Genomic DNA, 12,554 nt, shown 5'->3' on the forward strand with positions numbered 1-12,554 from the left:
AAGGAAAAGATATGAAACTCCGAGCTGACCGCCATAGGTGATTGATGTGACATTGAGCGAGTGATTGTTTGCGGCTCCGAGATAATTTGTTGCTGCCGCACCGTATGCCTGAGCTTGTGCAGTCTGAGAGTTTGCTAGTGCAGTTGCTGCCGCTGTCGCTGCTGTTTTTGCCGCTCCTGCAAAAAGCAATGTCGTGGCGGAAGTGCCTTCGCTGTATTCAAGGGAGCCGCCGCCCGCATAAACGCCGAAATTTCCAAAAATTGCGAAATTTTTGTGCTTGTAAACAAAGTCTGCGTCCGGGTAAAACCAGACGGTTGTCTCGTCATTTGAGTAATAGTCGTTGATTCCAGAAGTAGAAAGGGTGTTGCCGGTTTTCATTTCGTTGCCATATTCTTTGAAAACAAACTGGTTTCCAGCTTCGACATAAAGACCGTCTGTCATAAAAGCAGTTCCTGCAACATTGTAGTAAGAAGCCTCCGGGCGGGTGTTTTCTGTGTTGCGGCTCGGGTTACGAAGATAGCCGGTGCTCATGTTTGTTTTGTTTTCGACACCGCTTGCAAAAAGAGCGGCTGCTGACATAATCGCAGAAATTGTTGTGACGACAGTCTTTTTCATTATTTTTAACTCCTTAAAATATTCTGACACTTTTTTAAAAAATGTCATATTGACATTTTAGAGATTTTTGTCGTTTCTGTAAAGACAGATTTATCTGAAAAAAAAGTTTGAACCCTTGTGTTTTTACTGTTAATTGTGCATTATCCTTCACATTATGAAAAAACTTTTATTAACACTTGCCGCAGGGGTTTTAATCCATCCTGCTTTTTCTTCAGAATTCAAAAACAATACAAACCTTACCTTTTCAGTTACTCCTATTGATAGGGATGAAACTGATGATGTTCAGTTTGGAGGTGCGTATTTTTTGGCTGAATCAACAATGAGTGACGATTATGTTACTTTAGGCGGAAAATTGTATTACAGACTTAATTCAACTGATTCAAAGGAAAATGAATCTCAAAAAGTTGAAATCAAGCGGGCTTATGCAAAAGTGCGTCCTTTCGGAAACAGGATTTTTGAAATCGCAGTCGGAAAGCTTTATTCATATTACCTTCCAGGCGGATATTTTTCCCTTACAGAAACTTATACCGGATCTGCCCGCTGGGGAAAAACTGGTATAGGAGTAAAATCAGAAGTTAACGGTTTTACTTTTGGACTTGCTCTCCCTGAAACAGAAAGCTATGTAGCTTTTAAAAAAGACTGGGGGCTTAACGCAAGCGTTTCCTATAATTTTTCCAGCCTTTCAAAGGAAGTTCCGCTTACTCTTGGTGCAAATGTTCTGTATTCTGCTGCAGGAAACGGAAATTCTGACGGAAGTTCAGACGGAAAAGCAGATGTAAATTCAGTTTCTGAAAAAGATTTTTCTGAGTGTTTTTCACTAGATTTTTCAAAAAAGAATTTTGGAATTTTTAAGAATTTTTCGGTTTTTATGGCTTTCAGTCATAATACTGTTCCTTATGTTTCAAGCTCTGTCTTTAAAACTGTTGCAAATTATTCAAACAAAGAGATGAAAAATTCAAATCTTTTCTCACTTGCATTCCGTCCGGCAATAGGAAGCGTAAAAATTACCAGCGAAAGTGAGGCAGGTCATTCTGTTGAAGGAAATATGGTTCCTTTTTATTCAGCTCTGCAGGTTTATTTTCCGGTCTATGGAATCCTGGCACTTAAACCGATGGCAGGATACTATGCTGCTTTTAATACCTGTGATTCTTCTAAATCTTTTGATACATGGGAATTTTATCCGCGCTTTATGCTGGAATTTGAAAAATGGACGGTTACAGCCGGCTGGGATATGTTCTACAAAGAAATTTCTGATAATGATTACCGCTGGCTTTGGACAGTCCCTGTTACGGCAAAACTCAAAATTGGAGAATAAGTTTTAGAAACTGATTTTCTGCTCATAATTGCAATATTTTCTTCGATACGTTAAACTTTTCAATGATTTTGGGTGCCGGCATAACAGTTCTGACTGGGGGCGGGCTTAATTGGGAATCAGGTGAAAATCCTGAACAGTGCCGCTACTGTGATGCGAAAGCAGAGTCAGACACTAGCCCTAAATTAATATAAAAAGTCTTCTTCGAGACAAAGGAGTTTTTAAATGAACAAATGTTCAAAAATGGCCGCACTTGCTCTTGGCGCAGGTGTTCTTTTCGCTTCAGTTTTCACATCTTGTCACAAAGTTTCAAATGACAAGGAAATTCTGGTTGTAAGCTTTGGTACAAGCTACAATTCTTCACGCGACCTTACAATCGGCGGAATCGAAAATGCAATTGCAAAAGCTAATCCTGATTACAAAGTCGCACGCGCTTTTACCGCAGACACAATCATCAATATTCTTAAAGAACGCGAAAATCTTTCAATCGACAATGTAGACGAAGCTCTTGAGCGTGCTTCAAACGAAGGAATTAAAACTCTCGTTGTTCAGCCGACTCACCTTATGAACGGTTTTGAATACACAGATTTGCAGAAAACACTTGCAAAATACGAAAGCAAATTCGATAAGGTTGTTCTTTCTAAGCCGCTTCTTTCTTCTGATGAAGATTTCTCTGCCGTGGCAGATGCAATCGCTGCAAAAACAAAGCAGTTCGATAACGGCGAAACAGCAGTCTGCTTTATGGGTCACGGAACAGAAGCTGAATCAAATGCAGTTTATGCAAAAATGCAGGAAGTTCTTTCTTCTAAAGGCTTCGCAAATTATTACATTGGTACTGTAGAAGCAACTCCAAGTGTAGAAGATGTACTTAAAGCAGTTCAGGAAAAAGGTTCTTACAAAAAAGTAGTTCTCCTTCCTCTCATGGTAGTTGCAGGAGACCATGCAAACAATGACATGGCTGGCGACGAAGATGATTCATGGAAATCTATCTTTAAGGCAGCAGGCTTTGAAGTTGAGTGCGTACTCGAAGGTCTTGGTCAGGACGAAACAATTCAGCAGATTTACGTTGCTCACACAAAAGCAGCAATCGAATCACTGTAATCTGCATATAGGATTCCCCCATGCGAAAATCAGTTTTCTTGGCTTTTATTTTTCAATTTTCAATTTTTAATTTTCAATTTGCTTTTTCTCAGGTGGCTTCCGGAGATGAAGTGATTGCTCCAAAAAAAGTCGGTACAGAAGAAATGCTTCCGGTCTTTGCAGAAGACATTTCTGCCGGAGAATATTCTGTTGAAGTAGAATCAAGTTCTTCCATGTTCAGAATTGCAGAAGCAAAACTTTTTGTAACCGAAGACGAAAATGGTGCAAAGTCGATGAAAGCTCATCTTACGATGGGGGGAAAGTCTTACACAAAGCTGTTTGCAGGAACTGCTTTAGAGGCAAGTGACTCTAACGGGAAAGGGGAAATCCTTCCTTTTGAAAACGAAAAGGGTGCTGTCTGTTTTGAGTTTCCTGTAACGGCTTTAAACAAAGCTGTCAAATGTGCCGCATTCAGCAAAAATAAACTAAAATGGTATGACCGCGACATTCTTTTTAACGCTTCAAGCCTTCCGGAAGAGTTTTTAACGGTTACTGCTGTAAAACAGCAGGAATCTTCCCTTAAAGACGGCTCTTATTTGATTAATGTAAAACTTTCTGGAGGAAGCGGCAAAGCACAGGTTAAAAGTCCTGCAAAAATCACTGTAAAAAACGGACTTGCACAGGCTGAAATTGAGTGGTCAAGTGCAAATTACGATTACATGAAAGTAAACCGGCAGCGTTTTGATGCTGATTCAATAATTCTTGAAAAAGGCGGAAACTCAACATTTTATATTCCGGTTAATGCTTTTAATAAAAAAATACCTGTTTTTGCGGACACTCTAGCAATGAGTAAGCCGCACGAAATTCTTTACTATCTTGAATTTGACGAATCTTCTGCAAAAAAAGCTGGCTCCATTTCTAAATCTGATATAATCCTGCTGGTCTGGGCAGCTCTTGTTATTCTGAGCGTAGTTTTTGTCCGCTTCAAAATGACCGGAAAGAAAAAATAATTTCAAAATGAAACAGAAATTTTCTTTCATTTTTTTAACTGCTTTTGTTCTTCTTTCAGGTGCCTTTTTATCCTGTGCAAAGAAGATTCAGAAACAGTCTCTCCCGGAACTTGAAGGGCTTACTTATTCACATACGCTTGAAACAAAGTATGCAAAAGCCTTTCGTGCGGATTTTTATGGAGAATCTGCCATTCTTCTTACAGTTTCTGATAGTGACAGATATTTACTTGTTCCTGAAAGCCAGGAAGTTTCTCAAAATCTTCCCGCAGATATTAAAATCATAAATTATCCCGTTCAAAACACTTATCTTGCAGCAACTTCGGCAATGTCCTTTTTTGCCAGGCTTAATTCTCTTGATTTACTGAAGTTTTCTTCGATTAAAAAAAAAGACTGGTATATTGATGATGCTGTTACTGCCATGCAAAACGGTTCAATAATTTATGCCGGTAAATACAATGCACCGGACTTCGAACTTCTTATTGATAAAAAATGTCCGCTTGCCATTGAATCTACGATGATTTATCATTCACCTCAAATTTCAGAAAAGCTTGAAGCACTTGGAATTACGGTTTTTGTCGATAAATCAAGTTATGAAGAACATCCTTTAGGCCGCCTTGAATGGATTAAAGTTTACGGCCTTCTGTCAGGGAAATTACCTGAAGCCGAAGATTTTTTTGATAAACAGATACAGTCACTGCCGGATAAAAAAAATAAATCAACACATTCACGCCCTCTGGCTGCCTTTTTTTATGTTACTCCGTCCGGCATGGTTGTAATCCGAGGAAGTGATGATTATATCGTAAAAATGATGGAAATGGCGGGTGCTTCTTATGTTTTTTCGGATATAAAAAAAAGCCGCAGTCCTTCGATTCAGATTTCAATAGAACAGTTTTATGCAAAAGCGGCTGAAGCAGATATTCTGATTTACAATTCATCAATTGACAATACAATCCGCTCAAAGCAGGATTTGATTATAAAAAATCCGCTTTTTGCTGATTTTAAGGCAGTAAAAACCAACAAAGTCTGGGTGACAGGCAGTTATATTTATCAGGCAACAGACAAAATCGGAGAAATTATTCTAGATTTACAGAACATCATGGAAGATAAAACCGATGAACTGGAATTTTTAAAAAATCTGGAATAGCATGTAATTATGTTAAAACAAAGCCGTACGCTGCTGATTTTTGTGATATTTTCATTTCTTCTTCTGTTTTTTTCAGGACTTTCGCTCTGCTGTGGTTCTGTTCCGATTCAATTAAAATCGATTTTCAAAATTCTTTCCGGAAGCGGTTCATATTCTTTGCAGGAAGCAAATATCGTTTTTCAAATCCGGCTTCCCCGCATGATTATGGCAGCAGTTCTGGGCGGCGCTCTTTCACTTTCCGGCTTTCTGCTTCAGACTTATTTTCAAAATCCAATAGCAGGTCCTTTTGTTTTAGGAATTTCTTCCGGCGCCAAAATGACCGTTGCAATGACGATGATTTTCTTTCTTCAGAAAAATATTGTACTCAGCTCTTTTTCATTAGTTTTTGCGGCTTTTGCAGGCTCCCTTCTTTCTACAGGTTTTATTCTGCTTGTTTCTAAGAAAATCAGTCACATCGGCTCACTTTTAGTAGCAGGAATTATGATTGGTTATATCACTTCTGCTGTAACTGATTTTTTTATTACTTTTGCACAGGACTCAGATATTGTTAATCTTCACAACTGGAGCAAAGGAAGTTTTGCAGGCTTTTCTTTATCTGACTGTGCTGTATCTGTTTTAATAATTTTTGTCACTGTTTTTCTGGTATTTCTGCTGGCTAAACCAATCGGGGCTTACCAGCTTGGTGAAACTTATGCCAGAACAATGGGTGTAAATACAAAAATCTTCCGGCCTTTACTGATTCTGCTTTCCAGTGTGCTTTCTGCCTGTGTTACTTCCTTTGCAGGTCCAGTTTCCTTTGTCGGAATAGCAGTTCCTTTTTTAGTAAAACAGCTTTTTAAAACTTCAAAACCGCTTGTTATTATTCCGGCTTCGTTTTTAGGAGGAACGGTATTCTGTCTTATCTGCGATTTAATTGCGCGCAGCATTTTTTCTCCGCTTGAGATGAGTATAAGCACCGTGACTTCAATTTTTGGTGCCCCTGTTGTGATTTTTATGCTGATAAAGCGAAAAAGATAATTTTTGCAATTTTTAAGATTATGTTATATAATAAGTGTTTAGAAAGGATTTTTTAAATTGAAGATAAAACGGCTTAAAATAACATCCTATTTTTTAATGGCATTAGTTCTCGTTGCTGCAGCTTCAGTTTCTTTATTCTGGTTTGAAAAGGCTGTAAACGGCACTGTATCTGAAAGTTCAAGAAATTTCCTTAAAGAAACAGGTTCTCTTTATGCCGGTACATTTCGTGTAAAATTAAATGACCAGCTTTTTATGCTTGAATCTCAGGCACGTTATTTTCAGAACATCAACATGGATGATTATAATGCCGTAAAAGCTACTATTATATCTACAAAGGGAGTAGGAGAATTTAAGCGGATTGCAGTTGCAAACTCCAGCGGCATGACCATCAACTATGACGGAAAATCTTCCGGCAACATTTTAATGAAAGACTATTTCAAAAATGCAATGAAAGGCCGCCCTCAGATTTCGTCAAAAATTTCAGTCGATGAAGACGGCGAAAAAGTTCTTACACTTGCGGTTCCGATTTTTCAAAATGAAAAAATAGTCGGTGTTATCACGGGTACTTTTGCTTATTCTGTCCTTGATGATATTTTTTCTGTTGATACATTTGACGGTGAAGGTTATTCAATCCTTTCAAATAAAGACGGTTCTATTCTGGTTGCAACAAAAAGTCCTAACCGTCTTTGCTTTGTTGATAACTGGTTTGATTTTTTTACTGATAACAAATCCATTTCCATTTCACAGGTAAGTGCAATTTATAACGATGTTCAGTCAAACCGAACAGGAGTCTTCAGCTTTTCTTTGAATGATGAAAGCCGGATTGTAGTTTATACGCCGGTTGGAATGAATGACTGGTATGTCGTTTCAAGTGTAACGGCAGACTATGTTCTTTCCCAGCAGTCAAAAATTACACGCATAACACTTACTCTCATTTTAATAATGCTTGCAATTTTTGTAATTATTGCGGTCTTTATTTCAAGGCTTGTCATTCAAAAAGCCCGGATTGAACGTGATAATTCCCGTTATGCAATAAATTCTGAAAATTCTCAGACATTAATCTATGAATATGATTTTGAACATAAAGTTATAGAGTTTACAGGCAATACAGTTTTCTTATTCGGTGAAAATTTAAAACAGCTTCCCCTTTCTGATTTTGACAGAATTTCTTCTAAAATTCATGAAACAGAAAATGATTTACTTAAACGGCTTACCGGATCAATTATGGCCGGTAAAAATTCTTACAGTACAGAACTGCGTCTTTTAAACTCAGAAAATGAATATGTCTGGTACCGTCTTTCTGGAACTGTAATTTATGATAAAGAAAATCAGAATCCGCTGAAATTCATTGGAAATATTGTTAATGTTAATGCACAGGTTGTACATGAGCAGGAATTAAAGATTCAGGCAGAAACGGATTTACTTTCAGGGCTTCTTAATAAAGTCTACATGGAAAAATCTGTTTCTGAATATATTTCTAAAAACGAAAAATCAACTATAGGTGCGCTGTATATAATAGATCTTGATAATTTCAAACAGGTAAATGATAAACTCGGTCATTCATTTGGGGACCAGGCAATCTGTGATACGGCAAATAAGCTTTCACTTGTATTTTCAGAAAAAGACTTTATCGGACGAATCGGTGGTGATGAATTCTGTGTATTTTTGTGCCTGAAAAACACCGTAAAAAATGCAAAAGCTATTGTTGAAGAAAAGGCCCGTATTTTAAAAGATATTCTTGCAGAAGATTATTCAAACGGAGAATGTTCAGTTCTCATTACTCCAAGTATAGGAATTTCGCTTTTCCCGGAACAGGAAAAATCTTTCAAAAATCTGTTTAAAAAATCTGATATCGCTTTGTATAATGTAAAGAATTCCGGCAAAAATAATTTCGCCATATATTCTGAAGAAATGGGAACAAAGGGGGAATCTGTCTATGAATAAGTTAAAATTCATTTTTTTGTGTGCATTACCGCTGCTTTTTGCTTCGTGCAATAAAAAGGCCGAAACAAAAGCGGAACCACAAACTGAAAACACTGCAAAAGAACTTTCTGCAGCAATTTCTCTTGGTTTTTCAACAAATCTTGAAGATCCGCGTGGAAAGGCATCGCTTCTTTTTAAAGAGGAAGTCGAAAAAAATTCTAATGGAAGAATTAAAATTGAGCTTTACCCAGACGGAAAACTCGGCGGAGACGGTGAATTAATCGAGGGCGTTATTAACGGAAAGGTTGATATGACTGTTTCAAGTGCCGGAAATTTTGCGGTTTATGCTACAAAACTTGGAATTTCAGCAATGCCGTTCCTTTTTTCAAATTTTGATGAAGCCTGGGCTTTCATGGACGGGGATTTAGTCAGCGAGGTTAATAAAACTCTTGAAGAATTCGGAATTATTGTTCTTTCTCATTACGATAATGGTTTCAGATGCGTTACAACAACAAACAGAAATGTAAAATCAGTTGCTGACATGAAGGGTCTTAATATCCGGACTCCGCCAAATCAAATCGTAATGGAAACAATGTCTGCCTTAGGAGCTTCTCCAAAGCCGTATCCGTTTAATGAACTCAAAAAAGCTCTCAAAGAAGGTCTTTTTGATTCTCAGGAAAACCCTATTCCAGTTATATACAACAGTAAGCTTTATGAAGAGCAGAAGTATCTTTCTATAACAAATCACAGCTATGATGCAATGCCGCTTGTAATCAGAAAAGATTTATGGAATGAATTTTCTGATAACGATAAACAGATTTTACTTGATGCTGCAAAAAAAGCTCAGGATTATGACCGCCAGCTTGTAAAAGAGCAGACTGAATCTTATGTTTCTAAACTGAGTGAAGCGGGAATGGTTGTAACTTCTCCAGATTTGAAAGAATTTAAGAAAGCTACAGCCAGTGTTATGGATGTTTTTACCAATATTTATGGTGAAGAACTTTTGCAGAAAATGAAAGCAGCTGCTGCAAAGTAAAAAATCCTGCTCACAATGGAATTTTCCTCAAAATTTTTTGAAAACAGACAATGTAAATTTTTCCCCTGCCATAATCTGCAGGGGGATTTTAACTGTCTGTTTTGTTATTGTCCTTTATATACACGCGAAGTCTGCCCTGGAAATCCTTCTTTCATTAAAAAAGAAAACGGAACTCTTGTAAAACGCTGCACGGACTGCACATTTCCGCATAAACCCGAAAATTATGAGCGGATTATGAATCTTTTGCGGGCTGCCAGAAATGAAATTGATTTTACTGAATATCACCATGGAGGAGAAATTTTTTCTGATATTAAATATGATTTTTCTGTAAATACAAATCCCTTAGGACTTTCTGAGACTGTAAAAAATGCACTTCAGTCTTCGTTTTTAGAATTTGAGCGTTATCCGGATCAGAATTGCACGCTTCTTCGTGAAAATCTTTCAGAACGGGAAGGAATTCAGAAAAAAAATATTGTTTTTGGAAACGGGGCCAGTGAGTTGATTTCACTTGCTGTGCATGCGATTATGCCGAAAAGTGCTTTAATCATTGAACCTGCTTTTTACGGATATGAAAAAGCGTTGAAAATTTGTTATTCAAAAATCAACAGGCATGTTCTTACGGAGGAAGATGATTTTATTTTAGGTGAAGATATATTTGATTCAATCAGAAATGTAAAACCTGACATGATTTTTCTCTGCACTCCAGATAATCCAACCGGAAGAATGGCTGATTTTTCTATTCTTAAAAAACTGATTGAATACTGCGAAAAAAGTGAAATTTTTCTATTTGTTGATGAATGTTTTATTGATTTTACAGAGAAAAAAGGTGAATCAGCTTTAAGGTTTATTGATAAAAATCCGCATTTAATAGTTTTGAATGCCTTTACAAAAATTTATGCAATGGCAGGCCTTAGACTTGGTTATATTGTCACATCTAACGAATCTCTTCTGCAGAAAATAAATTTTATAAAACCGGAATGGAATGTTTCAAAGGCGGCACAGACGGCAGGAATTGCTGCCTTAAGTGATTCAAATTCCGGTTATCTGAGTGAAACCAGAAATCTTATTAAAAAGGAGAGGGAATATCTTTCTGAAAATCTAAAAAAATCAGGTTTTAAAGTATTTAAAAGTGATGCTAATTTCGTTTTATTCAAAGATATTTACTGCAAGACTCAAAAACTGGATGACTTTCTTTTACAAAGGGACATTCTTATACGTAACTGTTCTAATTTTACAGGACTTACAGATAAGTTTTACAGGATTGCAGTCAGAAACCATGAAGAAAATGAAAAATTAATTGACCATTTAAAAAATTATAAAAATTAAAAATTATGGATGCAAAAGATTTTATTCAGAAAACACTTTCAGAAATTTCTCCGGTAAATCAGGAACCTGTAAAGGAAGCAGAAAAATACCAGTCTAATCTTGCAATGCCGCCTGGAAGTATGGGAGAACTTTTAAAAATAGGGCAGAAACTTGCCGGAATTACAGGAAAACTGCACAATTCGCTTGTTAAAAAACGGATTATAGTTCTTTGTGCTGATAACGGAGTTGTTCAGGAAGGGGTTTCTTCGGCACCTCAGAGCGTTACGGCAAGTCAGGCTGTAAATATGACAAAACACCTCACAGGGATGAGCTGTCTTGCGGCTCATTTTAATAATGAAATTCAGGTTGTTGATGTCGGAATAAAGTGTGATTATGACTGTCCGGAAATTTTAAACAGAAAAATCAGGAAAGGCACTGATTCAATTTTACATGGAAGGGCAATGTCTTTAGAGGAAGCTGAACAGGCAGTAAAAACAGGTATTGAACTTGCTGATATGGCCGCAGAGGATAAAGTAAATGTGGCAGGTGTCGGGGAGATGGGAATTGGAAACACCACAACTTCAACGGCAGTTCTTTCGGTTTTAACACAAACTTCTCCGGAAAAAATTACCGGACGAGGCGGCTGTATTACGGATAAAATGCTGGCTCATAAAAAGGAAGTCATTGAAAAGGCAATTAAAAAAAATAAGCCGGATTCTTCTGATGTAATAGATGTACTTTCATGTGTCGGCGGTTTTGATCTTGCTGCAATGTGCGGAGTTTTTCTTGGCTGTGCAAAAAACAGGATTCCGGTTGTTATTGACGGTTATATTTCAGTTGTAGCAGCTTTATGTGCTTTCAGATTAAACAAAAATGTACGTGATTATCTTTTTGCGTCGCATGTATCCGAAGAAAAGGGATACAAAATTGCCATAGAAGAACTTTCTTTAGTTCCATATCTGAATCTTGGAATGAGGCTTGGAGAAGGAAGCGGCTGTCCCTTGGCCTTTGAAATAATGGATTCTTCCTGTGTAATTATGAATGACATGGCAAGTTTTGAAAAAGCCAGGATTAATGACAGTTATCTGGAAGAGCTGAGGACACAAAAATGATTGTTCTGGTAACCGGCGGCTGTAAAAACGGAAAATCTTCTTATGCGCAGGAACTGGCCTGTGAACTTGCAGAAAAATATTCGTATTTAACCGGTAAAAAGGCTGAGCCTGTTTATTTTGCAACAATGATTGCCTGTGACAGTGAAGATGAGCTTCGCATAAAAAAACACCGTGAAGACCGTAAAGATTTAGGTTTTGAAACAGTTGAATGCGGCAGAAATATTGAAAAAGAAGCCGTTAAATTAAAAGAAGGCAGTGTTGTACTCTTTGACAGCCTAACTGCTCTTACGGCAAATGAAATGTTCTGTAAAGAAAGTGATTTTGAAAGTGACGGGCCATTTCAGAATCAGTCCGGCTTTCTGTCAGAAATTACCGGAAAAATTCAGAAAGAACTTGAAATCCTTATGAGGTATGCCTCTTCCGTGATTTTTGTAAGTGATACAATCTTTAATGACGGAAAAATTTATGATAAAACAACAGAGCTGTACAGGAAAATTCTTGCTGATGTTGAAAAATTTGTTGCAGAAAAAAGTGACAGGGTGGTTGAAATGGTTTCTAAGCAGAAAATTGAACATAGAGATGTTAAAAAAGAAAAACTGAAGCCTTCTGCCTTTACGCTCCAGCTTGTATGCGGCGGTGCTTATCAGGGAAAAACTGAATGGGTGAAATCTCAATTTGCACTTTCTGATGGTGATATTTGTGTGTGTTCAGAAAAAAGTCTGCCTGATTTTTCAAAAAAATGCATTTCACATTACGAAAATTATGCTGCGTATTGTCTTAAAAATGGAATTGAGATAAAGACAGATTTTTCTGATACAAGTGTAAAGATAATTATCTGTGATGATATTTTTTGCGGAGTTGTGCCTGTTGATTCTTTTCAAAGAAAACTGCGTGAAATTACAGGCATTGCCCTTCAAAAAATCGCTCAAAATGCTATAGTAACAAGAGTCTTTTGCGGAATTGCAGGGAGGATAAAATAAATTATTTTAAATATTGCACC

Annotated in this window: 11 protein-coding genes and 1 riboswitch; of the genes, 10 read left to right on the top strand and 1 reads right to left on the bottom strand. The window is 37.1% G+C overall.

Going from position 1 to position 12,554, the window contains the following annotated elements; genetic code table 11:
• The coding region (locus tag ACKI5B_RS13430; protein ID WP_486401676.1) for a hypothetical protein at positions 1-615 on the bottom strand (615 nt) is incomplete at its 3' end.
• 154 nt (positions 616-769) lie between these two features.
• Between ACKI5B_RS13430 and ACKI5B_RS11125 the strand changes: the two genes are divergently transcribed.
• The 10 genes from ACKI5B_RS11125 (at position 770) to ACKI5B_RS11170 (ending at position 12,534) form a co-directional block, all read left to right on the top strand.
• A complete protein-coding gene (locus tag ACKI5B_RS11125; RefSeq protein WP_407428743.1) occupies positions 770-1,930 on the top strand; it encodes a hypothetical protein in 1,161 nt (386 codons plus the stop codon).
• 53 nt (positions 1,931-1,983) lie between these two features.
• Positions 1,984-2,124, top strand: a riboswitch (cobalamin riboswitch).
• Positions 2,125-2,152: 28 nt separating this feature from the next.
• Positions 2,153-3,028 carry a sirohydrochlorin cobaltochelatase gene (locus ACKI5B_RS11130; RefSeq protein WP_407428745.1) on the top strand — a complete coding sequence of 292 codons (876 nt, stop codon included), beginning with the start codon at positions 2,153-2,155 and terminating at the stop codon, positions 3,026-3,028.
• A gap of 110 nt (positions 3,029-3,138) precedes the next feature.
• Positions 3,139-4,017, top strand: a complete 879-nt coding sequence (locus tag ACKI5B_RS11135; RefSeq protein ID WP_407428747.1) for a hypothetical protein — start codon at positions 3,139-3,141, stop codon at positions 4,015-4,017.
• Between the two features lie 7 nt (positions 4,018-4,024).
• Positions 4,025-5,161 carry an ABC transporter substrate-binding protein gene (locus ACKI5B_RS11140; protein ID WP_407428749.1) on the top strand — a complete coding sequence of 379 codons (1,137 nt, stop codon included), beginning with the start codon at positions 4,025-4,027 and terminating at the stop codon, positions 5,159-5,161.
• Between the two features lie 9 nt (positions 5,162-5,170).
• Positions 5,171-6,178 (top strand): FecCD family ABC transporter permease, encoded by a 1,008-nt coding sequence (locus tag ACKI5B_RS11145; RefSeq protein ID WP_407428751.1) that lies wholly within the window; start codon positions 5,171-5,173, stop codon positions 6,176-6,178.
• Between the two features lie 96 nt (positions 6,179-6,274).
• Entirely contained in the window at positions 6,275-8,122 is a 1,848-nt protein-coding gene (locus tag ACKI5B_RS11150; RefSeq protein WP_407428753.1) for a sensor domain-containing diguanylate cyclase, read from the top strand.
• Positions 8,115-9,137, top strand: coding sequence for a TRAP transporter substrate-binding protein (locus ACKI5B_RS11155; RefSeq protein WP_407428755.1), 1,023 nt, complete (start codon positions 8,115-8,117; stop codon positions 9,135-9,137). Before ACKI5B_RS11150 ends, ACKI5B_RS11155 begins: the two co-directional genes overlap by 8 nt.
• Before the next feature lie 15 nt (positions 9,138-9,152).
• The gene (locus ACKI5B_RS11160) at positions 9,153-10,463 is read left to right on the top strand and encodes an aminotransferase class I/II-fold pyridoxal phosphate-dependent enzyme (protein WP_407428757.1); all 1,311 of its coding nucleotides are present in this window, start codon (positions 9,153-9,155) and stop codon (positions 10,461-10,463) included.
• 5 nt (positions 10,464-10,468) lie between these two features.
• Complete coding sequence (gene cobT / locus ACKI5B_RS11165) at positions 10,469-11,554, top strand: nicotinate-nucleotide--dimethylbenzimidazole phosphoribosyltransferase (RefSeq protein WP_407428759.1); 1,086 nt, start codon at positions 10,469-10,471, stop codon at positions 11,552-11,554.
• Positions 11,551-12,534 carry a bifunctional adenosylcobinamide kinase/adenosylcobinamide-phosphate guanylyltransferase gene (locus tag ACKI5B_RS11170; RefSeq protein ID WP_407428761.1) on the top strand — a complete coding sequence of 328 codons (984 nt, stop codon included), beginning with the start codon at positions 11,551-11,553 and terminating at the stop codon, positions 12,532-12,534. The genes cobT and ACKI5B_RS11170 overlap by 4 nt, the downstream gene beginning before the upstream one ends.
• Positions 12,535-12,554 lie beyond the last annotated feature (20 nt).

It is taken from the genome of Treponema sp. (assembly GCF_045657965.1).
Classification (GTDB): domain Bacteria; phylum Spirochaetota; class Spirochaetia; order Treponematales; family Treponemataceae; genus Treponema_D.